The following is a 23705-nucleotide window of genomic DNA, read 5'->3' on the forward strand; positions in this document are numbered from 1 at the left end:
TGGCCTTGCCCAGTCGGGGGCGGGCGGACCGTCAGTCGGGCAGCAGCGCGGCCCCTTGGGCTTGACCAATCCGGGGCAGGCGGGACCGTCAGCCGGGTAGCAGCGCGGCCACCGCCAGCGCGGCGATGAGAACGCTGGAGAGCACGCCCGTGATCAGTCGGCCCCGCGGACCGGTCAGCGCCCGACCGACCACCGTGCCGCCGCCGGCGATGAGCAGTTGCCAGCTCGCCGACGCCAGGAACACGCCGGCCACGAACAGGGCCGCCGACCACAGTCCCGCATCGGTCGTGTCCGGACGACCGAGGACCAACGCGACGAAGTAGAGCACCGTCGTCGGGTTCAGCAGGGTCAACCCGAGCAGCGCCGCGTAGGCCCGGCCCGGAGTACCCATACCCCGACCGCCGCGCGCCGACGGCGTCCGACGGGAGCGGTGGGCGACCCAGGTCCGCCAGAGGCCATGCCCGGCGAGCCCCAGCAGGACCACGGCGGCGACCACCCGCAGCGGACCGGCGACCGGCGCGATGACCCCGGCCAGGCCGGCACCGCCCAAAGCGGCCACCGAGGCGTAGAGCCCGTCGGCCGTCGCCACCGCGAGCGCCGCCGCCGCGCCGACCCGGAACGAGGTACGGGCACTGAGCCCCAGGATGAGGATCGCGATCGCGCCGACCGGGATGGCGACGCCGTAGCCGGCCACCAGGCCGGCGAGGAACGCCCCGCTCATGGCCGTCGGCGCAGGATCGAGGCCCGCCCCGGTACCGGCCGCTGTCGACGACCGGCAGTCGTCGCAGGAACCAGAACCCGCATCGCGTACGCCTCGATCACATCGGCATCCTGCACGCCACAAACACCCCTCCGCAAAGGAGTTTCGTGCGCCCCGCGTCGATCGTGAATCCTCGCGCCGTCGCGCCGTCGCGCCGATCTTGCACTTTCGGTTGCCGATCCGTCCCGCTTCGCGCTCTATGTCGCCACAGTAAGTGCAAGATCGACGGGGCGAGAGCGCCCCGCGCCCCGCGCCCCGCGCCCCGCGCCCCGCGCCCCGCGCCCCGCGCCCCGCGCCAAGATCCTCACAACATCGGTGAAGTTGCTGCATCCCCCGCGCGGGAAGCAGCAACATCGGTGAAGTTGCGTAGATCTTGACGGGGCCTGCCGACCGGTGAGCCCGCCCGGCAGGCGAGCCGCGGGCGCCAGTCGAAGATCGTGCTCGAACCACGATGTAGTGGCCTCGGTGCGCCGCCGAGGCCACTACATCCATGATCGAGCGCGATCTTGGCCGGATCGCAAGGGATCAGTGCCGCGACTCGGCCCACCGGGGGTCGCGGCCGAGGTAGGAGAGCAGCGCGGTCACGTCGTCGGCCTCCGCGCCCGGGTCGAGCGCCGCCGCGTACGCGCCGTAGGCCCGTAGCGGCTCGACGATCTGCCGGGCGACCTCGAGCAGGGGGCGGGCCAGGTCATTGTCGATCGGGGACGGCTGGCCGGTGGCCACCGCGATGTCCCAGGCGTGCACCGCCGCGTCGATAGCGGCGGCGACGGCAGCCGTGTGGACCGGCAGCGCGCCGTGCGGCAGCGGCGTCGGCACCTGCGGATCCTCGTCGGCGACGCCCACCCAGGCACCTGCCGACGCGTCGAGGGCGGCGTACAGGCCGGCGAGCTTGTTCCCCTCGATCCGCCCGGAGGGGGCGAACGGGTCCTCCTCCGGCCCCGATCCGCCGGTGATGGCCGCGACGTAGGCGAGCTGGTCGCCGGTGGCGTGCTGGAGCACCTGGGTGACCGTCCACCGCTCGCAGGGGGTGGACAGGTCCCAGGCGTCGGCGGAAATCCCCTCGGCGGTGGTCCGCAGCGCCCGGTGCGCCTCGTCGAGCACGATCCGCCACTGCCCCGCTGCCGTCTCGCTCATTGTCCCGACCCTCTCCGCTGATCCACCGGGTCTCCCCGTGAAACGGAACGTTCCGCTCCGTTCTGAACTCAGCCTAGCAGATCGGAACGATCCGTTCCACAACAAGTTTCACCAGAACGAGTCGAGCGCGGCACCCCCACAGGGCACCGCGCTCGACGAAGAAGGTCGGGAGTCGGGTCAGACGTTGAAGCCGAGGGAACGGAGCTGGTCCCGACCCTCGTCAGTGATCTTGTCCGGGCCCCACGGCGGCAGCCACACCCAGTTGATCCGGATGTCGTTGACCAGCCCGCCACCAGGACCGGTGGTGAGCGCCTGCCGGGCCTGGTCCTCGATCACGTCGGTCAGCGGGCACGCCGCCGAGGTGAGCGTCATGTCCAGGGTCGCGACGTTCTCGTCGTCGACGTGCACCCCGTACACCAGGCCCAGGTCGACCACGTTGATGCCCAACTCCGGGTCGACGACGTCCTTCATCGCCTCCTCGATGTCGGCGATCATCGCCTTACTGACGCCGCCCGCAGGGGCGGCGGCGTCGCCACCGACCGCGCCGGTCTGCGCCGTGACGGTGTCGCCGGCCTCCGGCGTCGCCGCAGTAGCCGTATCCTCGCTGCTCATGCCTTCACCTCCGGGCTCACGCCCACACCGGCGCGTGCCGCGGCGTCCTTGAACGCCATCCACGGCAGCAGCGCGCACTTGACCCGGGCGGGATAGCGGGCCACGCCCGCGAAAGCGACCCCGTCACCGAGTACGTCCTCGTCCGGCGTGACCTGGCCACGTCCGGACATCAACTCGACGAACGCCTCGTGCACCTCGAATGCTTCCCCGGCGCCCCGACCGCGCAGCAACTCGTGCAGGACGCTCGCCGACGCCTGGCTGATCGAGCAGCCCATGCCGTCGTACGAGATGTCGTGCAGCACGCTGCCGTCGGTGGCGACCCGGACGGTCACCTCGTCGCCGCAGGTCGGGTTGACGTGGTGCGCCTCCGCGACCTGGTCGGCCGGGTCGTCCGCGTCACGCAGGCCCCGCCCGTGCGGGTGCTTGTAGTGATCCAGGATGATCTCCTGGTAGAGCTGGTCCAGCTGCACCATCAGTCGAACACCTTCCGTACCTGCTCCAGACCGCCCACCAGGGCGTCGATCTCCCCGGTGGTGGTGTAGAGGTAGAACGACGCCCGGGTCATCGCCGGCACGCCGAACCGGCTGCACACCGGCTTGGCGCAGTGGTGACCCACCCGCACCTGCACGCCCAGCGAGTCGAGCACCTGGCCCACGTCGTGGGGGTGCACGTCACCCAGGGCGAACGAGATCGTGCCGCCCCGGCCGATCGGTACGGTCGGACCGAAGATCCGCAGGTCGGGCACCGAGCCGAGGGCGTCCAGCGCGTACGCCGTCAGCTCCTTCTCGTGCCACTGGACGGCGGGCATGCCGATGCCGGTGAGGTAGTCGACCGCCGCGCCGAGCGCGACCGCCTCGGCGATCGGCGGGGTGCCCGCCTCGAAGCGGGCCGGCGGCGCGGCGAACGTCGACCGGGCCATGGTCACCGTCTCGATCATCGAGCCGCCGCCCATCACCGGCGGCATGGCCGCCAGCAGCTCACCGCGCCCCCAGAGGACGCCGATGCCGGTCGGGCCGAGCATCTTGTGCCCCGTGAACACGATGAAGTCGGCGTCCAGGTCGACCACGTCGATGGGCAGGTGCGGCACGGACTGCGAGCAGTCCAGCAGCAGCAGCGCGCCCACCTCGCGCACCCGCGCGGTGATCCGGGAGGTGGCGTTGACGGTGCCGAGGATGTTCGACATGTGCACCAGCGAGACGATCTTCGTCCGTTCGGTGACCAGGTCTTCCAGGCCCGACTCGTCCAGCCGGCCCTGGTCGGTCACCGGGAACCACCGCAGGGTCGCGCCGGTGCGCTCGCAGAGCAACTGCCACGGGACGATGTTCGAGTGGTGCTCCATCTCGGAGATCACCACCTCGTCGCCGGGACCGAGCCGGAACCGGGGGTCGCCGTCCGGACGCAGCGAGGCGTTGGAGAAGGCGTACGCCACGATGTTGATCGCCTCGGTGGAGTTCTTGGTGAACACCACCTCGTCGACGCTCGGCGCGTTGATGAACGCGGCGAGCTTGGCCCGCGCCCCCTCGTACGCCTCGGTGGCCTCGGTACCCAGCGTGTGCACCGAGCGCGACACGTTGGCGTTGTGCCGCGCGTAGTGCTCGTCGAGCACGTCGAGCACCTGGCGCGGTTTGTGCGAGGTGTTGGCGCTGTCGAGGTAGACCAGCGGACGCCCGTTGATCTCACGGTCGAGGATCGGGAAGTCGGCGCGCACCCGGGCCACGTCGAAACGCGGCACGTCGTCGTACTGCGGCATCCCCTCGGGGATCGCGATGCTGGTCATCTCGGCAGCGCCCTTTCCACTCAGGCCTTGGCCGAGCCGGCCCCGGCGGCGTACCGCTCGTAACCCTCCGCCTCGAGCTTGTCGGCCAGCTCCGGGCCGCCCTGCTCGACGATCCGGCCGGCGACGAAGACGTGCACGTGGTCCGGCTTGATGTAGCGCAGGATCCGCGTGTAGTGGGTGATCAGCAGCACGCCGGTGTCGCCGGTGTCGCGGACCCGGTTGACGCCCTCGCTGACCACGCGCAGCGCGTCCACGTCGAGACCCGAGTCGGTCTCGTCGAGGATGGCGATCTTCGGCTTGAGCAGCTCCAACTGGACGATCTCGTGCCGCTTCTTCTCACCGCCGGAGAAGCCCTCGTTGACGTTGCGCTGGGCGAACGCCGGGTCCATCTGGAGGCGCTCCATGGCGCCCCGCAGTTCGCCGCCCCAGGTGCGCAGCTTCGGCGCCGCACCGTCGATGGCGGTCTTGGCGGTCCGCAGGAAGTTCGCCACCGAGACGCCGGGCACCTCGACCGGGTACTGCATGGCCAGGAAGAGGCCGGCGCGGGCGCGCTCGTCGACCGTCATGGCCAGGACGTCCTCGCCGTCGAGGGTCACCGAGCCGCCGGTGATCTCGTACTTGGGGTGACCGGCGATCGAGTACGCCAGGGTCGACTTGCCGGAGCCGTTCGGGCCCATGATGGCGTGGGTCTCACCCGACTTCACGGTCAGGTCGACGCCGGCCAGGATCGGCTTGAGCTCACCCTCGGGCAGCTTGACCGACACCTTCAGGTCGCGGATCTCCAGGGTGCTCATTATCGGGTCACTCCATTACTCGGCGTCAGGCTCAGGTAGATGTCGCCGTCGCGGACTTCGACGGGGTAGACGGGTACGGGTTCGGTCGCGGGCAGGCCGGTGGGCGCGCCGGTGCGCAGGTCGAAGCGCGAGCCGTGCAACCAGCACTCCAGCGTGCAGCCGTCGACCTCACCCTCGGAGAGGGCGACCGCGGCGTGCGAGCACTCGTCGTAGGCGGCGTAGAACTGGCCGTCCTCGGCGTGCACCAGGGCGATCGGCGTGCCGTCGACGTCCGCCCTGATGGCGGTGCCCTTCGGCACGTCCTCGGTGGAACAGATCCGGATCATCAGGCGCCGGCCTTGCTCAGGCGGGCCTCGATCGCGTCGCCCAGGCGCTCGCGCAGCGGCTCCACCGGAATCTTGTTGATCACCTCGGCGAAGAAGCCGCGGACCACCAGACGCCGGGCCTCACCCTCCGGGATGCCCCGGGCCATCAGGTAGAACAGCTGCTCGTCGTCGAAGCGGCCGGTCGCGCTGGCATGGCCCGCGCCGGCGATCTCGCCGGTCTCGATCTCCAGATTGGGTACGGAGTCCGCGCGCGCGCCGTCGGTGAGCAGCAGGTTCCGGTTGATCTCGTACGTGTCGGTGCCGGTCGCCTCGGCCTGGATCAGCACGTCGCCGACCCAGACGGTGTGCGCGTCCGCGCCCTGCAACGCGCCCCGGTAGCCGACGTAGCTGCGGCAGTCCGGCACGTTGTGGTCGACGAGCTGCCGGTGCTCCAGGTGCTGGCCGCCGTCGGCGAAGTAGACGCCGTACAGCTCGGCCTCGCCGCCCCGGCCCGTGTACTCCACCGAGGTGAACTGCCGGACCAGGTCGCCGCCCAGGGACACCTGGATGTGGACGACCTTGGCGTCCCGACCCAGCTTGATCTTCAGGTGCTGGGCCTGCACCGCGTCGTCGGCCCAGTCGGCGACCGTGACCAGGGTCAGCTTCGCGCCGTCGGCCACGGCGACCTCGACGTTGTCGGCCAGGGTGGCCGATCCGACGTGCTCCAGCACCAGGGTCGCCTCGGCGAAGCGGGCGATCTCGACGAACGTGTGCCCGAACGCCGCCTGCTCGGCGCCCGTGCCGACCACCCGCAGGGTCACCGGCTCGCCGAGCACCACATCCTGCGCCACCCGCACCAGCAGGGCGTCGGAGGCAGCGCCGTACGCCAACGCGCTGACCCGGTCCACCGGGGTGAGCACGCTGCCGACCCGCTCGTCGTCGCGGCCGATCCGGGTGACGGACACGCCCTCGGGCAGGTCGCCGTACTCGTGCCGGACCGTTCCGGTCGCGGCCGGAACGTCGGCCACCAGCCCACGGAGGCGCTTGAGCGGGGTGAAACGCCAGTCCTCCTCCAGGCCGGTGAGGGCCGGGAAGTCGGCGACGTCGTACGAGCGCAGCGCCTGCGACTTGGTGCTGGGCGGCGGCGCGGAAGCCTGGGTAGTCATCTCTTCCTTGGTCTGTTCTGTGCTACGACGACGGTGTCTGGTCGACCGGACGGTACGGGCGGCGTCAGCCGACCGCGCCCTCCATCTGGAGCTCGATGAGCCGGTTCAGCTCCAGGGCGTACTCCATCGGGAGCTCCTTGGCGATCGGCTCGATGAAGCCGCGCACGATCATGGCCATCGCCTCGTCCTCGCTCAGACCCCGGCTCATCAGGTAGAAGAGCTGGTCGTCGCTGATCTTGGAGACGGTCGCCTCGTGCCCCATCGACACGTCGTCCTCGCGGATGTCCACGTACGGGTACGTGTCCGAGCGGGAGATGGTGTCGACCAGCAGCGCGTCGCACTTGACCGTGCTGCGGCTGTGGTGCGAGCCCTCCAGCACCTGGACCAGGCCCCGGTACGAGGTCCGGCCGCCACCACGGGCGATCGACTTCGACACGATGGTGCTGCTCGTGTGCGGAGCCGCGTGCACCATCTTGGCGCCGGCGTCCTGGTGCTGGCCCTCGCCGGCCATCGCCACCGAGAGCACCTCGCCCTTGGCGTGCTCGCCGGTCATGTAGACCGCCGGGTACTTCATCGTCACCTTGGAGCCGATGTTGCCGTCGACCCACTCCATGGTCGCGCCCTCGTGGCAGACGGCGCGCTTGGTGACCAGGTTGTAGACGTTGTTCGACCAGTTCTGGATGGTCGTGTAGCGGCAGCGCGCGTTCTTCTTCACGATGATCTCCACAACCGCGCTGTGCAGCGAGTCCGAGGAGTAGAGCGGCGCGGTGCAGCCCTCGACGTAGTGCACGTACGCACCCTCGTCGACGATGATCAGCGTCCGCTCGAACTGGCCCATGTTCTCCGTGTTGATCCGGAAGTAGGCCTGCAGCGGGATCTCCACGTGCACGCCCTTCGGCACGTAGATGAACGAGCCACCGGACCACACGGAGGTGTTCAGGGCGGCGAACTTGTTGTCGCCGACCGGGATCACCGTGCCGAAGTACTCCTTGAAGATGTCCTCGTGCTCCTTGAGGGCGGTGTCGGTGTCCAGGAAGATGACGCCCTGCTCCTCAAGGTCCTCACGGATCTTGTGGTAGACGACCTCCGACTCGTACTGCGCCGCGACACCCGCGACCAGCCGCTGCTTCTCCGCCTCCGGGATGCCCAGCCGGTCGTACGTGTTCTTGATGTCCTCGGGCAGGTCCTCCCAGCTGGTGGCCTGCTTCTCGGTGGACCGCACGAAGTACTTGATGTTGTCGAAGTCGATGCCGGTGAGGTCGGCGCCCCAGGCCGGCATGGGCTTGCGGCCGAACAGCCGCAGACCCTTCAGGCGCAGGTCGAGCATCCAGGCCGGCTCGTTCTTCTTGGCCGAGATGTCCCGTACCACCGCCTCGTTGATGCCGCGCTGGGCGACCGCCCCGGCGGCGTCCGGGTCGGACCAGCCGTACTCGTAGCGACCCAGGGCGGCGAGCTGCTCTTCCTGGGTCAGGGGCTGGACGATCTGCTCGGTCATCTATCTGTCCTCACAGTGGTGACGGGATTACCGGATGGAGCACGGCCCGGCTGGGTCGGGATGTGCGTCGTGCACACCCCGTCGCCGTGCGCGATGGTGGCCAGGCGCTGCACGTGGGTGCCGACCAGACGGGAGATCACCGCGGTCTCGGCCTCGCACAGCTGGGGAAACTCGGCGGCCACGTGCGCCACCGGGCAGTGGTGCTGACAGAGCTGGCCGCCGGAGGCAATCGTGGTCGCGTTGGCAGCGTAACCCTCGGCGGTGAGCGCTCCGGCGAGTGCCTCGGCCCGCGCCAGAGGGTCGTCGCCGGCGTCCTCCATGGCGGCACGGCAGCGCGATTCGAGCGCGGAGACCTGCTCGGCGGCGAACGCCTCGACCGCGTCCGGGCCGCCGCTGCGGGCGATCCAGCGCAGGGCCGCGGTGGCCATGTTGTCGTAGTGGTGTGTGCCACAGCGCACCCGAGCCGCCTCGGTCAGCACGAACACCTTGGCCGGACGGCCCCGGCCACGACTGCCCTGCACCGCCTGCTCGCGGGCGACGACGTCACCGTCGGCGAGCATCGCGTCCAGGTGCCGGCGGATCGCCGCCGGGCTGAGGCCGAGCGCCAGACCGAGCTGCGCGGCGGTCGTCGCGCCGCGCTCCAACAGCAACTGGGTGACGCGGTCCCGGGTGGGGGTCTCCGTCGCCGAGCCGCCCAGGACGGACGGCGAGGCCCCGACGGGGGCGGACGCGGACGCGCCGACGGCCGGGACAGCCGCCGGCTGGTGCCCGGAGAGCGCCGCCGCGTTTTTCACAACGCCAACGTTACGTAATTGGCCGGAGGGTGGCAAACCCGGGCCCCGGTGATCCGAACCACCGAGTCGACGGAGTCGGACGAACCTCGATCACTACGGTGCGTAGGATTTGCGCCGTGAACCGAATCGTCCGTCCGGTATCCGGCGTCCTGCTGCGCCGCCTCGCGCTCGCCTCGATCATCGCGAACGTGGCGATCGTCGTCACCGGCGGGGCGGTCCGGCTGACCGCGTCGGGACTCGGCTGCCCCACCTGGCCCCGGTGCACCGACGACTCGTACGTCACCACCCCCGAGATGGGCGTGTACGGGGTGATCGAGTTCAGCAACCGGATGCTGACCTTCGCGGTCGGCCTCATCGCGCTGGCCACCCTGCTGGCCGTGCTGATCCACCGGCCCCGCCGACCCGGGCTCCTCGCGCTGGCCGTCGCCGTGTTCCTGGGCATCCCCGCCCAGGCGGTGGTCGGCGGCATCACGGTGCTCACCAATCTCAACCCGTGGGTGGTCGGGCTGCACTTCCTCGCCTCGATGGCGGTGATCGCCGCCGCGTACACCCTCTGGCGGCGGATCGGCGACCCGGACGGCCCGACGGTCGCCGTGGTGCCCACTCCCCTGCGCACGCTCGCCCGGGTCACCACCGGCGTCACCGTCGCGGTGCTGGTGATCGGCACCTGGGTCACCGGCAGCGGACCGCACGCCGGCGACCACGGCGCGGCCCGCAACGGCCTGGACCCGGAGTCGATCTCCCAGGTCCACGCCGACGCTGTCTTCCTGCTGATCGGCCTGTCGGTGGCGCTGATCTTCGCGTTCCGCGCGGTGGGCGCGCGACGGGCCGCCCGGGCCGCCGTGGTCCTGCTGGCGGTGGAGTTGGGCCAGGGACTCATCGGCTTCGTGCAGTACTTCACCCACGTGCCGGCACTCCTGGTCGGCGCGCACATGCTCGGCTCGTGCCTGGTGCTCCTGGCCGCGCTCGCGGTCCAGTGGTCCACCCGCGAACGCCGCCCGGTCACCCCGGAACCCCAGACCATCCCCGCAACGAAGACCGAACCCGTCCCCGCCTGACCCCCACGCGCCCCCGCCGCGCGCCCCCGCAAGATCCGCGCAACTCCAGGGATGCTGCCGCCTCCGGGATGCGGGAAGCCGCAACATCCCCGCAGTTGCGCGGATCCTGACGAGGGACGCACGCCTCACCCCGCACGCCTCACCCCGCACACGCGCCGATCTTGCACTTGTGAAGGCCGAAGTGTCGAGATTCGCCCGACAGGTCGAGACAGAAAGTGCAAGATCGGCGCGACGGGCGAGGTGTCCGCGGCCCCGCCCTCGCGTTTTGGTGCCCGCGCCTCTCGGACGCGCGACTGCGCCCCGGGCGCTGGCGCGCGTCCGGGCTGCACGCCGCCGCGGCCTGCGCTTCCGCGTCTGCACGCTCGCCCAAGATCTGCGCAAGTTCAGGGATGTTGCTGCTTCCGGGACGCGGGAGACAGCAACATCCCCGAAGTTGCGCGGATCTTGACGAGGGGCGAGGGGCGAGGGGCGCGGATCTTGACGAGGGGCGCGGGGCGCGAGGACGGGCGAGCGGCGCGGCAGACCCGGCGCGGCGGTGGGGCGCCCCGCAGTACTCATGGTCACGCTCGAACCAGGATGTAGTGGCGTCGACGTGTCCGCGATACCACTACATCCTGGATGCAGCGCGATCTTGAGCGCCGTCGCCGTCGAGTCGGCGGAGCTGGCCCAGCCGCCAACGTCGAGGCAGCGCCGCATCGGCTCCCGCCCAGCATCCGTGCACCTCCAGGCCCGTCGCCGCCTCGACACGCCACGGCGCAGCAACCCCGCCGCACGTCCCGAAGGGCCACGCCGGGACGGCGCCCCAGCCCGACGAGGTCAGGCCGGGCGGGTCAGGTGGGTGGCGATCGCGGCGGCGAGGCGGTCGGGCGCGTTGTCGGCGTACCCGAGGAAGAGCGACGGCTCGGCGAGCTCCACCTCGACCAGGACCGGGCCGCCGTCCGGGCCGGAGATCAGGTCCACGCGGGCGTAGAGCAGCTGCCGGGTGCCGCCGGGGATCGCCGCGAGGGTCCGGTCCGCGACCGCCAACTGCTCGGCCCGGGCGGTACGCGGGCTGATCTCCTCGTCCTTGTACAGCTCGTCGGGGCCGAGGTCCGGGCCGGTCAGCATCGGCCCCTTGCGGATGGCGTGACTGAACGCGAGACCGTCCGGGCCGGCCAGGAAGAGCAGCGCGGTCTCGCCCTCGGTGTCGACGGCGCGCAGGTACGGCTGGACCATTGTCGTCCGGCCAGCGGCCGAGAGGCGGCGTACGTGCGCCTCGGCCAGGGCCCGGTGCTCCGGGTCGGCCAGGTGGTAGCGGCCGGTGTCCTGGCTGCCCGCGCTGACCGCCGGCTTGATCACGTACTCGCCGGTGTCGGCGGGCGGGGACCAGGTCTCGCCCGGCTCGACCCAGGAGGTCGGCACGGTGGGCACCCCGGCGGCGCTCAGCTCGCCGAGGTAACGCTTGTCGGTGTTCCACCGCACCACGTCGGCGGGGTTGACCAGGGTGGGCACGGTGGCGGCCCAGGCGACGAACTCGTCGCGGCGCAGCGCGTAGTCCCACGGCGAGCGGAGCACGACCAGGTCGTACGCGGACCAGTCGACGTCCGGGTCGTCCCAGACGGCGGCCTCGGCGGTGATCCCCCGCGCGGCGAGCGGATCGAGGACGAGGCGGTCGTCGGGGTCCAGCTCGACCAGGCGGGAGCAGGTGACGAGAGCGACCCGGGGTTCCCCCCGGGTCGACTGGTGGTGGTTGGTCAATTCAGCTATCTATCTCAACGGGCCATCGTGCGCCGGGCCATCGACCGCCAGAGGTCGTTGCTCGGTCGCATCTGGTCCATCAGCTCACGCTCCCAGGCGTTCTCGACGGTGACTCCCGCCTTGGCGCACGCCTCCCGGGCCGTGACGGTGTCCTCGGCGAACTGGTCGCCCCACTCACCGTCGGCGCCCACGAGGACGATCCGTGCGCCGCGCTTACCGACGTACTCGATGACGGCCTTCGCGCCGCCGTGCCCGGCGGCGAACGACTTGAGACCCGCGACCAGGCCCTGCGGGGCCTGCTCGCCGGAGCTCTGCTCGGCCGTCAGCGTCGTATCGGAACCATCTGCCATGACGCGAAGCCTAAGCAGAGTTCCACTCGCGCGTGCGAGAACCATGAACCTTTTGTGATGCCAATTACCTAGAGGTTTAAGGAAGAGGACAGACTCTTTGTCCACTTAAATCAGGACTTTCCCGCCTCAACTGCCGGGGCAAACCAGGCCGCAGCCCGCGCAGGTTGAGCCGATCCGACTCATGCCGAAAGTTACTCTGATGTGACGTTAAACCGGGACAACTCATCCATGATGATGACTGTTAACAGGATTGTCGGCCAAACTCGCGCCGCGCGCGCAAAACCCACGCCGCGCGCGGGCAGGGTCAGATCAGCGCGTCGAGCGCGACGGCCACGAACACGATCGTCAGGTACGTCGTCGACCAGTGGAACAGCCGCATCGGCTTGACCGCCTCGCCCCGCGTCGCCCGCCGGCAGAGCTTGTGCGCCTCGAGAATGAAGATCGCGCCCACCACCAGGGTCGGCACCCCGTAGATCGCGCTGAGCCCCAGCGGCCAGACAGCCAGGGAGGTGAGCACGGTGAGCCAGGCGAAGATCAGGATCTCGGCGTTCACCCGGCGGGTCGAGGCGACCACGGGCAGCATCGGGATGCCGGCCCGGGCGTAGTCGTCCTTGTACTTCATGGCCAGCGGGTAGAAGTGCGGCATCTGCCAGAAGAAGACCACCGCGAACAGCGCCCAGGCCGCCGGGGCCAGTCCGCCGGTGACCGCCGCCCACCCGATGAGCACCGGCGCCGCGCCGCAGGCCCCACCCCAGAAGGTGTTCGTCGGCGTGGAGCGCTTGAGCCACATCGTGTAGACGACGTCGTAGTAGACGATCGCGGCGAGCGTCAGCCCCGCGGCGAGCAGGTTGGTGAACGCCGCCATCAGGACGATCGAGACCGCCGCCAGCACCAGACCGAAGACCAACGCGCTACGGGGCGACACGGTGTGCGCCGGCAGCGGACGCCGCTTGGTCCGCCGCATCAACTGGTCGATGTCACGGTCGATGTAGCAGTTGATGACGCTGGCCGCACCCGCGGCGAGCGAGCCACCGATGAGCACGACGGCCATCAGCCACAGCGACGGCAGGCCGCCCTCGGCGAGCATCATCGCCGGGATGGTGGTGACCAGCAGCAACTCGACGATGCGCGGCTTGGTCAGCGCCACGTACGCCGACACGATCGCGCGTACGTCCCGCCGCGCCACCGGACCCTCGGCCGCCCGTGCCGGGGACTGCCCGGCGGGGCTGCTCGCGGGGCGCTCGGTGATCATGCTCACGGATTGCCACCTTCCGGCATCAGCACGGGGAGTTCGGACCGGCGAGGCCCGCTCGGGGACCGCACACCGACCCACACACTACGCGTTGTCGTTTTGGCTGCCCGGGCGACCCGACAACGGTGCGGGCCGTCACACCACCGGGTTGAACCACCTGGCCGGCCGTCACGTACCGCACACCATGCGAGATCCCCGGGCGGACGTTTAGTCACGCTCGATAGGGTCACCAGTGAGGGTTCCGCCCATCTGCCGAGGAGCACAACCATCGTGGCTGCCAACCGACCCGAGCACTCCGCACTCAACTGGTCCGACCTCGATCGCCGGGCCGTCGACACCGTCCGCGTGCTGGCCATGGATGCCGTGGAGAAATCCGGCAACGGCCACCCGGGCACCGCGATGAGCCTCGCGCCCGCGGCCTATCTTCTTTTCAACCGGGTCATGCGGCACAACCCGGCCGACCCGAACTGGCCCGGCCGGGACCGGTTCGTGCTCTCCGCCGGCCACTCCAGCCTGACGCTGTACATCCAGCTCTTCCTGTCCGGCTACCCGCTGAGCCTGGACGACCTGAAGTCGCTGCGCCAGTGGGGCTCGATGACCCCGGGCCACCCGGAGCACGGCCACACGCCGGGCGTCGAGACCACCACCGGTCCGCTCGGACAGGGTCTGGGCAACGCCGTCGGCATGGCCATGGCGGCCCGCCGCGAGCGTGGCCTGTTCGACCCGGAGGCCGAGCCGGGCACGTCGGTCTTCGACCACAACATCTGGTGCATCGCCTCCGACGGCGACATCGAGGAGGGCATCAGCCACGAGGCCAGCGCCCTCGCCGGTCACCAGCAGCTGGGCAGCCTCACGCTGATCTACGACGACAACGAGATCTCCATCGAGGACGACACCCGTATCGCCAAGAGCGAGGACGTCGCGGCCCGCTACGAGGCGTACGGCTGGCACGTGCAGACCGTCGACTGGCGCACCGGTGACGCCGACCAGGGCGACTACCACGAGAACGTCGAGGCGCTGTACGACGCGCTGATGGCCGCCAAGGCGGAGACCACCCGCCCCTCCTTCATCGCCCTGCGCACCATCATCGGCTGGCCCGCGCCCAACAAGCAGAACACCGGCAAGATCCACGGCTCGGCGCTCGGCGGCGACGAGGTCAAGGCCACCAAGCGCATCCTCGGCTTCGACCCGGAGCAGACCTTCCAGGTCGACGAGGAGGTGCTGGGTCACGCCCGCACGGTGATGGGTCGTGGCTCCGACGCCGAGCAGGAGTGGACCGCGTCGTTCGACGCCTGGAAGAAGGCCAACCCGGAGCGCACGGCGCTCTACGAGCGGCTCGCCGGCCGGGTGCTGCCCGACGGCTGGACCGACGCGCTGCCGGTCTTCCCCGCCGACGCCAAGGGCGTGGCCACCCGCGCGGCGTCCGGCAAGGTGCTGGAGGCGCTCGCGCCGGTGCTGCCGGAACTGTGGGGCGGCTCGGCCGACCTGGCCGAGAGCAACAACACCACCATGAAGGGCGAGCCGTCGTTCATCCCGGCGGAGCACGCCACCAAGGACTTCCCGGGCGACGAGTACGGCCGCACGCTGCACTTCGGCATCCGTGAGCACGCCATGGGCGCGATCCTGAACGGCATCGCCCTGCACGGCGGCACCCGCCCGTACGGCGGCACGTTCCTGGTGTTCAGCGACTACATGCGCCCCTCGGTGCGGCTGGCCGCGCTGATGAAGCTGCCCGTGACGTACGTCTGGACGCACGACTCGATCGGCCTGGGCGAGGACGGTCCGACCCACCAGCCGGTGGAGCACCTGACCGCGCTGCGGGCCATCCCGGGCCTGGACGTGGTGCGCCCGGCGGACGGCAACGAGACGGTGTGGGCCTGGCGGCAGGCGCTGGAGCACACCGACCGACCGACCGCGCTGGCGCTGAGCCGCCAGGCCCTGCCGACCCTGGACCGGGAGGTCCTGGGCGACGCGGCGGGTGTGGCCAAGGGCGGCTACGTGCTGGCCGAGGCGTCCAACGGCAAGCCCCAGGTGATCATCATCGCCACCGGGTCCGAGGTGCAGCTCGCCCTGACCGCCCGGGAGCGGCTGGAGGCCGACGGCACCCCGACCCGGGTGGTCTCGATGCCCTGCCAGGAGTGGTTCTACGAGCAGGATGAGGCGTACCGGGAGTCGGTGCTCCCCCGCGGGGTAAAGGCACGGGTGAGCGTGGAGGCGGGCATCGCGATGTCCTGGCGCGGGATCGTCGGCGACCTGGGCGAGAGCGTCAGCATCGAGCACTACGGCGCGAGCGCCCCGTACACCGTGCTCTTCGAGCAGTTCGGGTTCACCCCCGACCGGATCGTGGCGGCGGCGCACGCCTCGCTGGCCCGGGTGGGCGACATCACCGGTTTCACGACCGGCAACTGAGGGAGCGTGGACGGCATGACCGACAAGCTGAATGAGCTCACCGCCGCGGGTGTGGCGGTCTGGCTCGACGATCTCTCCCGGGTACGTCTGAGCTCCGGCGGGCTGGACCAGCTCCGCCGCGAGAAGCACGTGGCCGGGGTCACCACCAACCCGACCATCTTCGCGAAGGCGCTCAGCGACGCCGACGAGTACAACTGGCAGCTGCGCGACCTGGCCATCCGTGGCGTGGACGTGGAAGAGGCCGTACGGATGCTCACCACGTACGACGTACGGTGGGCGTGCGACGTGATGCGCCCGTCGTACGACGGCAGCGCCGGCGTGGACGGCCGGGTCTCGATCGAGGTGGACCCGCGCAGCGCGCACGACGCCGACAAGACGGTCGCCGAGGCCAAGGCGCTCTGGTGGCTGGTCGACCGGCCGAACCTCTTCATCAAGATCCCGGCCACCGAGGAGGGCCTGTCGGCGATCACCGACACGCTCGCCGAGGGGATCAGCGTCAACGTGACGCTGATCTTCGGCCTGGACCGCTACTCGGCGGTCATGGAGGCGTTCCTGGCCGGTCTGGAGCGGGCCAAGGCCAACGGCCACGACCTGTCCACCATCGGCTCGGTCGCGTCGTTCTTCGTCTCCCGCGTCGACTCCGAGGTCGACAAGCGGCTCGAGAAGATCGGCTCCGACCAGGCCAAGGCGCTGCGCGGCAAGGCCGCCGTGGCCAACGCGCAGCTCGCGTACGAGCGCTACACCGAGGTCTTCTCCTCGGACCGGTGGAAGGCGCTCGAGGCGGCCGGCGCGCACCCGCAGCGGCCGCTGTGGGCCTCCACCTCGACGAAGAACCCGGACTACCGGGACGTCATCTACGTCGAGGAACTGATCGCCGCCGGAACGGTCAACACCATGCCGGAGTCGGTCATCCACGCGTACGCCGATCACGGCGAGACCCGCGGTGACACCGTCACCGGGTCCTACGACGCGGCCCGCAAGGTCTTCGCGGACCTGGAGTCGGTCGGGGTGGACATGGCCGACGTGATCGCCACCCTGGAGCGCGAGGGCGTGGAGAAGTTCGAGGCGAGCTGGCAGGAGCTGCTCGACGGCGTCAGCAAGTCGCTGAAGGCGGCCGGGACGGGCCAGGGCGCTCCGAACAAGGCGGCCAAGGGCAACGCGAAGGCCGCGGAGAAGGCCGGTGGCGCGTGAGCGACCGGATCAGCACGCAGCGAAGTGGAGTGACGGCATGAGTGACCTTCTCGCAGGGCCGGTGGAGGCCGCTGCCGGGCTCGCCGTCTACGGCGCGGACGCGGTCGACAAGGCCGCGCCCGCCTCGACCCGGGAGGCGCTGGTCAAGGCCGGCGTCCCCGGGCGGCTGGCCGCCAAGGACGCGGGCCTGTGGGGTCCGGACGCCGAGGCCGAGGCGAAGATCCGGCTCGGTTGGGTGGACACCCACCGGCGCAGCCGGGACCTGCTGGCGCAGCTCGCCGAACTGAAGGCGGAGCTGGCCGACCTGGACCACGTCGTGCTCGCGGGCATGGGCGGCTCGTCGCTCGCCCCCGAGGTGATCACGCAGACCCTGGGCCGGCCGTTGACCGTGCTGGACACCACCGATCCGGGCCAGGTCCGGGCGGCCCTCGGTGACCGGCTGGAACGCACCGTGGTGGTGGTCGCGAGCAAGTCCGGCTCGACGGTGGAGACCGACAGCCACCGCCGCGCCTACTGGCAGGCGTTCCTGGACGCCGGGATGACCGAGGCGGAGGCCGGCCGGCACTTCGTCATCGTCACCGACCCGGGCTCGCCGCTGGAGAAGACCGCGACCGAGATGGGCGCGTTCACCGTGCTCGCCGACCCGAACGTGGGCGGCCGGTACTCCGCGCTGACCGCGTTCGGGCTGGTGCCGTCCGCGCTGGCCGGCGTCGACGTGTCGGAGCTGATCGACCAGGCCGACGCGTTGGCCCAGTCACTCGCCGCCGACCGCGACAACCCGGCGCTGGCGCTGGGTGCCGCCCTGGGCGCCGCCGCCACGCTGGCCCGTGACAAGGTCGCCCTGGTGTCCGACGGCACCGGCATCGACGGTCTGGGCGACTGGGCCGAGCAGCTCATCGCCGAGTCGACCGGCAAGGCCGGCGTGGGCATCCTGCCGGTGGTCGTGGAGTCACCGCAGAGCCCCGGCGCGACCGGCCCCGACGTGCTGACCGTCAGCTACGGCGGCGCGCTGGCCGCCGGTGACGTGCCCGGCGGTGGCGGCGCCCCGGACGTGGCCGTCAACGGCCCGCTCGGCGCGCAGTTCCTGGCCTGGGAGTACGCCACCGCGGTGGCCGGCGTGGTGCTCGGCATCGACCCGTTCAACCAGCCGAACGTCACCGAGTCCAAGGAGAACACCAACAAGATCCTGGCCTCGGGGCTGCCGACGGAGACGCCGTCGTTCACCGAGGGCGCGATCGAGGTGTACGCGCCGCAGGGCGCCCCGGGTGACCTGGCCGGGGTGCTGCGGTGGCTGCTCGACGGGCTGGGCGAGGACGGTTACCTGGCGGTGATGGCGTACCTCGACCGGTTCGCCGACGCCGACGCGGCCCGGCTGCGGCCGCTGCTGGCCGGCGCGTCCGGCCGGCCGGTCACCTTCGGGTGGGGGCCGCGGTTCCTGCACTCCACCGGCCAGTACCACAAGGGCGGCCCGCAGGTGGGCAGCTACCTCCAGGTGACCGGCGCGGTCGCGGAGGACCTGGACGTGCCGGGTAAGCCGTACACCTTCGGCGAGTTGCAGGCGGCGCAGGCCGCCGGCGACCGGCAGGCCCTCGCCGGCCGGGAGCGTCCGGTGCTGCGGCTGCACCTGACCGACCGGGCAGCCGGCGTCGCCCAACTACTCGACGCGGCCGGTGAGCTGCGGGCGTGAGGATGGACGCTGTGACAGAAGGCGGCTCGACGAACCCGCTACGTGACCCGCAGGACCGCCGGTTGCCCCGGATCCCCGAGCCGTGCGCTCTGGTGATCTTCGGGGTGACCGGCGACCTGGCCCGCAAGAAGCTGCTCCCCGCGGTCTACGACCTGGCGAACCGGGGGCTGCTCCCGCCCGGTTTCGTGGTGCTCGGCTTCGCGCGCCGCGACTGGGGCGACGGTGACTTCGAGACGCTGGCCTGCGAGGCGGCCAAGAAGCACGCCCGTACGCCGTGGCGGGACGAGGTGTGGGCGCGGCTGGCCGGCAACATCAAGTTCGTGGGCGGCTCGTTCGACGACGACGCCGCCTTCGACCAGCTCGCCTCGACCCTGGACGAGCTGCGGCAGAGCCACGGCATCGCCGGCAACGCGGCGTTCTACTTCTCCATCCCCCCGGCTGCCTTCCCGGTGGTGCTCAAGCAGTTGGCCCGCACCGGCATGGCCGACAACGACAAGTCCGGCGGTTGGCGGCGGGTCGTGGTGGAGAAGCCGTTCGGCAACGACCTGCCGTCGGCGAAGGCGCTCAACGACCTCGTCGACGACGTGTTCACCCGGCAGGACGTCTTCCGGATCGACCACTACCTGGGCAAGGAGACGGTCCAGAACATCCTTGCCCTGCGGTTCGCCAACAACCTGTTCGAGCCGCTGTGGAACTCGAAGTACGTCGACTCGGTGCAGATCACCATGGCCGAGGACGTCGGCATCGGCACCCGGGCCGGTTTCTACGACACCGTCGGCACCGCCCGCGACGTCCTGCAGAACCACCTGCTCCAGCTCCTGGCCCTGGTGGCGATGGAGGAGCCGACCAGCTTCGACGCCGACGAGATCCGCGCCGAGAAGCTGAAGGTCCTCAAGGCGATCACCCTGCCCAAGGACGTGGCCCGGGACACGGTCCGGGGCCAGTACCTGCCCGGCTGGGTGGGCGGCGAGCGCGCGGTCGGCTACCGGGAGGAGCAGGACGTCCCCGCCGACTCCACCACGGAGACGTACGTGGCGGTGCGCCTCGGCATCCAGAACCGGCGCTGGGCCGAGGTGCCGTTCTACATCCGGGCCGGCAAGCGTCTCCCCCGGCGGGTCACCGAGGTCGCCATCATGTTCAAGAAGGCGCCGCACCTGCCGTTCAACGACGCCGACATGGAGTCGCTGGGCAACAACCAGTTGGTGATCCGGGTGCAGCCGGACGAGGGCGTGGTGCTCAAGTTCGGCTCGAAGGTGCCGGGCACGACGATGGAGGTCCGCGACATCGCCATGGACTTCCAGTACGGCGAGGCGTTCACCGAGTCCAGCCCGGAGGCGTACGAGCGACTCGTCCTGGACGTGCTGATCGGGGACCGCACCCTGTTCCCGGACGCCGCCGAGGTCGAGCAGAGCTGGCAGGTCATCGACCCGCTGGAGCACGCCTGGGCGGGCACCACGCCGGAGCCGTACCGGGCCGGCGAGTGGGGTCCACGGGCGGCTGACGAGATGCTGGCCCGCGAGGGCCGCGCTTGGAGAAGAGCATGATCGGGCTGTGGGACACCACCGGCAACGAGGTGGTCAAGGCGCTGGCCGCCGAACGGCGCAGCGCCGGTGGTGTGGCCAGCGGCATGGCGCTCACCCTCATCGTGGTGGTGGACGAGAAGCGCGTCCGCGAGGCGGAGGCGGCGGCGACCATCGCCGCCGCCGCCCACCCGTGCCGGCTGGTGGTCGTGGTCCGCTCCGACATCGAGCGGGAGCGTAACCGGCTGGACGCGGAAATCGTGGTCGGTGGTCGTCTCGGGCCGTGCGAGGCGGTGGTCACCCGGATGTACGGGCGACTCGCCCTGCACGCCGAGTCGGTGGTGATGCCGCTGCTGGTGCCGGACGTGCCGGTGGTGACCTGGTGGCACGGTGAGCCGCCCGCCGAGATCGCCACCGACTTCCTCGGTGTGGTCGCCGACCGGCGGATCACCGACACGGCGCAGGCCACCGACCCGGTGGAGGCGCTGCGCCAGCGGGCCCGGGACTACGCCCCGGGCGACACCGACCTGGCGTGGACCCGGATCACCCCGTGGCGGACCCTGGTGGCCGGTGCGTTCGACACCACCGAGGCGAAGGTCACCGAGGCGACCATCGTCGCGCCGCCCACCGACCCGACGGCGGCGCTGATGGCCGGTTGGCTGTCCAGCCGGCTCGGCATCACCCCGCGCAGGGTGGACACCGACGATTTCCCCCGGATGCGCGAGGTGCAGTTGACCTGCGCCAACGGCGACAAGCTGACGCTGACCCGCGAGGACAGCCTGGCGGTGTTCCGGCGGACCGGCCAGGAGGACCGCACGCTGCCGCTGGTCCGTCGGCCGCTCGGCGACGAGCTGGCCGAGGAGTTGCGCCGCCTCGACGCCGACCAGGTGTACGCGGAGGCGTTGGGCGCGACCGCCGGCCTGCGCGGTCTGGAACAGCGCCCACCGCAGCGGGTGCACGTCTGGAAGGATCCGGCCACGGCCCAGCGCGCCGAGGCGGGGGTCACCGCGCACACCGGCACGAGCGGCGAGAGCTGAGCAGCACGACACCGGCAGGGCCGGGACGTCACGTCCCGGCCCTTGGCCGTCCCATTCCGGACGCTCGGCGTCCGGGCACGACGCGACAGCGACCGCCCGGCGGTCCGGAAACGAAGGCACAACCCATGAGTGAGGCGAGTGTCGCCGTCCACGCCGACGCCGATCTGCTGGCGCAGGCCGTGGCGGCCCGACTGCTGGTGAAGGTGCTCGACGCCCAGGCCGACCGGGGTGCGGCCGCGGTGGTCCTGACCGGTGGGCGTATCGCCGCCGCCGTCTACCGGGCGGTGGCGCAGCTGCCGGCCCGCGACGCGGTCGACTGGTCCCGGGTCGACGTGTGGTGGGGCGACGAGCGGTTCCTGCCGTCCGGCGACCCGGAGCGCAACGAGACCCAGGCCCGGGCCGCCCTGCTGGACTCGGTGCCGCTGGACCCGGCCCGGGTGCATGCCATGCCGGCCTCCGACGGCCCGGCCGGCAACGACCCCGAGGCGGCCGCCGCGGCGTACGCCGAGGAGTTGGCCCGCGCCGCCCGGCCGGGGCACGCCGCGCTGCCGCACTTCGACGTGCTGATGCTCGGCGTGGGCGAGGACGGGCACGTCGCCTCGGTCTTCCCGGAGCACCCGGTGCACCACGACACGCGGCCGGTCAGCGCGGTGCGGGGCAGCCCGAAGCCGCCGCCGGTGCGGACCACCCTCACCCTGGCGGCGATCAACACCGCCGAGGAGGTCTGGCTGGTGGCCGGCGGCGCCGACAAGGCACGCGCGGTGGGCATGGCGCTGGCCGGCGCGGGGCCGATGCAGATCCCGGCGGCCGGGGTGCACGGCGTGGACCGTACCCGCTGGTTGCTCGACCGCGCGGCCGCCGCCGACGTGCCGGCCCGCTTCCGCAGCCTGCGCTAGATCACCGGCACGCCGCAGGCTCCGCTGGGCCGACGGCACGCCGCAGGCTGCGCTGACCGCGACGACAGGGCCCCTCGCGCACCGCGAGGGGCCCTGTGTCGTCTATTCGCCGCGTCGGCGGCGTAGCGCGGCGAGGGCCTCGGCCAGCAACGCCTCCCCCTCCTCGGCGGTACGCCGCTCCTTGACGTACGCCAGGTGGCTCTTGTACGGCTCGGCGCGGACGCGTCCGGGCGGGTTCTCGGCGTCCAGCCCCGCGGGGAGCCCGCAGCGGGGGCAGTCCCACAGCGGCGGCGCCGTGGCGTCGGCCGCGATCCGGATGTCGGTCTGGTGGTCGTTGCGGCACCAGTAGGTGACGGCCTGTCGGGGGGCCGGTTGGTGCCGCTCGTCGGGGCGCATGGGCGCGGACCCGACGCGGGCGCCACGGATGACGTTGCCACTGGGCACGGCTGCTCGCTCCTGTCGTCGGAGGGGACCCGCCGCCGTCGGGGATGGGCGGCGGGCGACGCGGTGCAGCGGAGAAAAGACTGCGCGCGGCCCGTCGAGTGACGGACCGCGCGCAGATTGTACGACTTGGCGGGCTCGCTCAGGTGCCGCTGTTCATCTGGAGACGGAGCCAGAGGCCCAGCCCGACGATCGCCGCGAACCAGACGACACCCACCAGAACGGTGTACCGGTCCAGGTTCTTCTCGGCCACCGAGGAGCCGGCGAGGCTGGAGCTGACACCGCCACCGAACATGCTCGACAACCCGCCGCCCTTACCGCGGTGCAGCAGGATGAGCAGGGTGAGCAGAACGCTCGTGATGACCAGCAACACGATCAACGTGTATGCGAACCAGATCGGCATGGCTGGGGGCAGTCCTCTCGTAGCGATCCTCGCCCGGACAGGTCGGGCACTCCGGCACCGGCCGGTGGACGGGCGGTGTCCAGAATAGCGAGCGATCAGCGAGCGATGTGCTCGGGGAACCGGCAGATCTGCGCGAATTCCTCCGCGTCCAGGCTCGCGCCACCCACCAGGCCGCCGTCCACGTCCGGCTGGGCCATGATCGAGGCGACGTTCGACGCCTTGACCGAGCCGCCGTAGAGGACCCGTACCGCGTCGGCGGTCTCTTGGTCGAAGCGCTCCGCCAACCGCTGGCGGACCGCCCCGCAGACCTCCTGGGCGTCCTCGGGGGTGGCCGTCTTGCCGGTGCCGATCGCCCAGACCGGCTCGTACGCGATGACCACCTGGCGTACCTGTTCGGGGGTGAGCCCGGCGAGGCCGCCGTCGAGCTGGTCGGAGCAGTGCGCCACGTGGGTGCCCTGCTCGCGCACGTCCAGCCCCTCCCCCACGCAGAGGATCGGGGTCAGGCCGTGCGTGAGCGCCGCCTTCACCTTCGCGTTGACGAGCGCGTCGTCCTCGTGGTGGTACGCCCGCCGCTCGGAGTGCCCGACCACCACGTACGTGCAGCCGAGCTTGGCCAGCAGCGGCCCGGAGATGTCCCCGGTGTACGCGCCGGAGGCGTGCGGCGAGAGGTCCTGCCCGCCGTAGCCGATCAGCAGCTTGTCGCCGTCCACCGCCGTCTGCACCGTGCGCAGGTCGGTGAAGGGCGGCAGCACGACGGTCTCGACGTCGGTGAGCTGCTTCTCGGTGAGGCTCGCGGCCAGCTTCTGCACGAGCAGGTTGGCCTCGAGGTGGTTGAGGTTCATCTTCCAGTTGCCGGCCATCAGCGGCCGGCGGGTCGTGCTCGCCAT

23 protein-coding genes are annotated in these 23705 nt (G+C 71.2%); 7 read left to right on the top strand and 16 right to left on the bottom strand.

What is annotated here, in order from left to right; all coding sequences use genetic code 11:
- Positions 1 to 88: 88 nt before the first annotated feature.
- The 10 genes from ACTFTM_RS22430 to ACTFTM_RS22475 all read right to left on the bottom strand — a co-directional run bounded on the left by ACTFTM_RS22430 (position 89) and on the right by ACTFTM_RS22475 (position 8837).
- Positions 89 to 721: a LysE family transporter gene (locus ACTFTM_RS22430; protein WP_449562449.1), complete on the bottom strand. Its 633-nt coding sequence runs from the start codon at positions 719 to 721 to the stop codon at positions 89 to 91.
- A 564-nt stretch (positions 722 to 1285) separates the two neighbouring features.
- The gene (locus tag ACTFTM_RS22435; protein ID WP_449562450.1) at positions 1286 to 1894 is read right to left on the bottom strand and encodes a TIGR03086 family metal-binding protein; all 609 of its coding nucleotides are present in this window, start codon (positions 1892 to 1894) and stop codon (positions 1286 to 1288) included.
- Positions 1895 to 2071: 177 nt separating this feature from the next.
- On the bottom strand, positions 2072 to 2506 hold the full coding sequence (locus ACTFTM_RS22440) for a metal-sulfur cluster assembly factor (RefSeq protein ID WP_449562451.1): 435 nt from the start codon (positions 2504 to 2506) through the stop codon (positions 2072 to 2074).
- Positions 2503 to 2976, bottom strand: a complete 474-nt coding sequence (gene sufU / locus ACTFTM_RS22445; RefSeq protein WP_449566700.1) for a Fe-S cluster assembly sulfur transfer protein SufU — start codon at positions 2974 to 2976, stop codon at positions 2503 to 2505. The genes ACTFTM_RS22440 and sufU overlap by 4 nt, the downstream gene beginning before the upstream one ends.
- 2 nt (positions 2977 to 2978) lie before the next feature.
- A complete protein-coding gene (locus tag ACTFTM_RS22450) occupies positions 2979 to 4283 on the bottom strand; it encodes a cysteine desulfurase (RefSeq protein WP_449562452.1) in 1305 nt (434 codons plus the stop codon).
- Positions 4284 to 4303: 20 nt separating this feature from the next.
- Entirely contained in the window at positions 4304 to 5077 is a 774-nt protein-coding gene (sufC, locus tag ACTFTM_RS22455) for a Fe-S cluster assembly ATPase SufC (RefSeq protein ID WP_449562453.1), read from the bottom strand.
- The gene (locus tag ACTFTM_RS22460) at positions 5077 to 5403 is read right to left on the bottom strand and encodes a non-heme iron oxygenase ferredoxin subunit (RefSeq protein ID WP_449562454.1); all 327 of its coding nucleotides are present in this window, start codon (positions 5401 to 5403) and stop codon (positions 5077 to 5079) included. The genes sufC and ACTFTM_RS22460 overlap by 1 nt, the downstream gene beginning before the upstream one ends.
- Positions 5403 to 6548, bottom strand: a complete 1146-nt coding sequence (gene sufD / locus ACTFTM_RS22465) for a Fe-S cluster assembly protein SufD (RefSeq protein WP_449562455.1) — start codon at positions 6546 to 6548, stop codon at positions 5403 to 5405. The genes ACTFTM_RS22460 and sufD overlap by 1 nt, the downstream gene beginning before the upstream one ends.
- A gap of 64 nt (positions 6549 to 6612) precedes the next feature.
- A complete protein-coding gene (gene sufB, locus ACTFTM_RS22470) occupies positions 6613 to 8043 on the bottom strand; it encodes a Fe-S cluster assembly protein SufB (RefSeq protein ID WP_449562456.1) in 1431 nt (476 codons plus the stop codon).
- Positions 8040 to 8837 carry a helix-turn-helix transcriptional regulator gene (locus tag ACTFTM_RS22475; RefSeq protein ID WP_449562457.1) on the bottom strand — a complete coding sequence of 266 codons (798 nt, stop codon included), beginning with the start codon at positions 8835 to 8837 and terminating at the stop codon, positions 8040 to 8042. Before ACTFTM_RS22475 ends, sufB begins: the two co-directional genes overlap by 4 nt.
- A 116-nt stretch (positions 8838 to 8953) precedes the next feature.
- Here ACTFTM_RS22475 and ACTFTM_RS22480 point away from each other — a divergent pair, with 116 nt between their 5' ends.
- Positions 8954 to 9895: a COX15/CtaA family protein gene (locus tag ACTFTM_RS22480; protein ID WP_449562458.1), complete on the top strand. Its 942-nt coding sequence runs from the start codon at positions 8954 to 8956 to the stop codon at positions 9893 to 9895.
- Between the two features lie 816 nt (positions 9896 to 10711).
- Here the strand turns inward: ACTFTM_RS22480 and ACTFTM_RS22485 are convergent.
- The 3 genes from ACTFTM_RS22485 to ACTFTM_RS22495 all read right to left on the bottom strand — a co-directional run bounded on the left by ACTFTM_RS22485 (position 10712) and on the right by ACTFTM_RS22495 (position 13240).
- A complete protein-coding gene (locus ACTFTM_RS22485; RefSeq protein WP_449562459.1) occupies positions 10712 to 11632 on the bottom strand; it encodes an ATP-grasp domain-containing protein in 921 nt (306 codons plus the stop codon).
- A gap of 14 nt (positions 11633 to 11646) precedes the next feature.
- Entirely contained in the window at positions 11647 to 11982 is a 336-nt protein-coding gene (locus ACTFTM_RS22490) for a hypothetical protein (RefSeq protein WP_357134296.1), read from the bottom strand.
- Positions 11983 to 12286: 304 nt separating this feature from the next.
- Positions 12287 to 13240 (bottom strand): heme o synthase, encoded by a 954-nt coding sequence (locus ACTFTM_RS22495; protein ID WP_449562460.1) that lies wholly within the window; start codon positions 13238 to 13240, stop codon positions 12287 to 12289.
- Between the two features lie 264 nt (positions 13241 to 13504).
- Here ACTFTM_RS22495 and tkt point away from each other — a divergent pair, with 264 nt between their 5' ends.
- The 6 genes from tkt (at position 13505) to pgl (ending at position 21974) form a co-directional block, all read left to right on the top strand.
- Complete coding sequence (gene tkt, locus ACTFTM_RS22500) at positions 13505 to 15643, top strand: transketolase (protein ID WP_449562461.1); 2139 nt, start codon at positions 13505 to 13507, stop codon at positions 15641 to 15643.
- Between the two features lie 15 nt (positions 15644 to 15658).
- On the top strand, positions 15659 to 16834 hold the full coding sequence (gene tal / locus ACTFTM_RS22505; RefSeq protein WP_449562462.1) for a transaldolase: 1176 nt from the start codon (positions 15659 to 15661) through the stop codon (positions 16832 to 16834).
- 37 nt (positions 16835 to 16871) lie between these two features.
- Positions 16872 to 18521: a glucose-6-phosphate isomerase gene (locus ACTFTM_RS22510; protein ID WP_449562463.1), complete on the top strand. Its 1650-nt coding sequence runs from the start codon at positions 16872 to 16874 to the stop codon at positions 18519 to 18521.
- Between the two features lie 2 nt (positions 18522 to 18523).
- On the top strand, positions 18524 to 20065 hold the full coding sequence (gene zwf, locus ACTFTM_RS22515) for a glucose-6-phosphate dehydrogenase (protein WP_435207571.1): 1542 nt from the start codon (positions 18524 to 18526) through the stop codon (positions 20063 to 20065).
- Entirely contained in the window at positions 20062 to 21078 is a 1017-nt protein-coding gene (locus ACTFTM_RS22520) for a glucose-6-phosphate dehydrogenase assembly protein OpcA (RefSeq protein ID WP_449562464.1), read from the top strand. The genes zwf and ACTFTM_RS22520 overlap by 4 nt, the downstream gene beginning before the upstream one ends.
- A 125-nt stretch (positions 21079 to 21203) precedes the next feature.
- Positions 21204 to 21974, top strand: coding sequence for a 6-phosphogluconolactonase (pgl, locus tag ACTFTM_RS22525; protein WP_449562465.1), 771 nt, complete (start codon positions 21204 to 21206; stop codon positions 21972 to 21974).
- Between the two features lie 102 nt (positions 21975 to 22076).
- Here the strand turns inward: pgl and ACTFTM_RS22530 are convergent, their stop codons facing one another.
- From ACTFTM_RS22530 to tpiA, 3 genes are all read right to left on the bottom strand, one after another.
- Positions 22077 to 22418, bottom strand: coding sequence for an RNA polymerase-binding protein RbpA (locus tag ACTFTM_RS22530; RefSeq protein ID WP_357134282.1), 342 nt, complete (start codon positions 22416 to 22418; stop codon positions 22077 to 22079).
- A gap of 139 nt (positions 22419 to 22557) precedes the next feature.
- On the bottom strand, positions 22558 to 22818 hold the full coding sequence (gene secG, locus ACTFTM_RS22535; protein WP_355049593.1) for a preprotein translocase subunit SecG: 261 nt from the start codon (positions 22816 to 22818) through the stop codon (positions 22558 to 22560).
- Between the two features lie 95 nt (positions 22819 to 22913).
- Positions 22914 to 23705, bottom strand: coding sequence for a triose-phosphate isomerase (gene tpiA / locus ACTFTM_RS22540; RefSeq protein ID WP_449562466.1), 792 nt, complete (start codon positions 23703 to 23705; stop codon positions 22914 to 22916).

The sequence above is a fragment of the Micromonospora sp. RB23 genome, assembly GCF_053585025.1.

What these genes read in the sequence shown, in the direction of transcription:
- ACTFTM_RS22490 (WP_357134296.1), bottom strand. Translation starts at nt 11,982, where the DNA reads ATGGCAGATGGTTCCGATACGACGCTGACGGCCGAGCAGAGCTCCGGC.
- tpiA (WP_449562466.1), bottom strand. Translation starts at nt 23,705, where the DNA reads ATGGCGAGCACGACCCGCCGGCCGCTGATGGCCGGCAACTGGAAGATG.
- tal (WP_449562462.1), top strand. Translation starts at nt 15,659, where the DNA reads ATGACCGACAAGCTGAATGAGCTCACCGCCGCGGGTGTGGCGGTCTGG.
- ACTFTM_RS22435 (WP_449562450.1), bottom strand. Translation starts at nt 1,894, where the DNA reads ATGAGCGAGACGGCAGCGGGGCAGTGGCGGATCGTGCTCGACGAGGCG.
- pgl (WP_449562465.1), top strand. Translation starts at nt 21,204, where the DNA reads ATGAGTGAGGCGAGTGTCGCCGTCCACGCCGACGCCGATCTGCTGGCG.
- zwf (WP_435207571.1), top strand. Translation starts at nt 18,524, where the DNA reads ATGGACGCTGTGACAGAAGGCGGCTCGACGAACCCGCTACGTGACCCG.
- sufC (WP_449562453.1), bottom strand. Translation starts at nt 5,077, where the DNA reads ATGAGCACCCTGGAGATCCGCGACCTGAAGGTGTCGGTCAAGCTGCCC.
- ACTFTM_RS22450 (WP_449562452.1), bottom strand. Translation starts at nt 4,283, where the DNA reads ATGACCAGCATCGCGATCCCCGAGGGGATGCCGCAGTACGACGACGTG.
- ACTFTM_RS22440 (WP_449562451.1), bottom strand. Translation starts at nt 2,506, where the DNA reads ATGAGCAGCGAGGATACGGCTACTGCGGCGACGCCGGAGGCCGGCGAC.
- ACTFTM_RS22520 (WP_449562464.1), top strand. Translation starts at nt 20,062, where the DNA reads ATGATCGGGCTGTGGGACACCACCGGCAACGAGGTGGTCAAGGCGCTG.
- ACTFTM_RS22460 (WP_449562454.1), bottom strand. Translation starts at nt 5,403, where the DNA reads ATGATCCGGATCTGTTCCACCGAGGACGTGCCGAAGGGCACCGCCATC.
- secG (WP_355049593.1), bottom strand. Translation starts at nt 22,818, where the DNA reads ATGCCGATCTGGTTCGCATACACGTTGATCGTGTTGCTGGTCATCACG.
- sufB (WP_449562456.1), bottom strand. Translation starts at nt 8,043, where the DNA reads ATGACCGAGCAGATCGTCCAGCCCCTGACCCAGGAAGAGCAGCTCGCC.
- sufD (WP_449562455.1), bottom strand. Translation starts at nt 6,548, where the DNA reads ATGACTACCCAGGCTTCCGCGCCGCCGCCCAGCACCAAGTCGCAGGCG.
- ACTFTM_RS22510 (WP_449562463.1), top strand. Translation starts at nt 16,872, where the DNA reads ATGAGTGACCTTCTCGCAGGGCCGGTGGAGGCCGCTGCCGGGCTCGCC.
- ACTFTM_RS22430 (WP_449562449.1), bottom strand. Translation starts at nt 721, where the DNA reads ATGAGCGGGGCGTTCCTCGCCGGCCTGGTGGCCGGCTACGGCGTCGCC.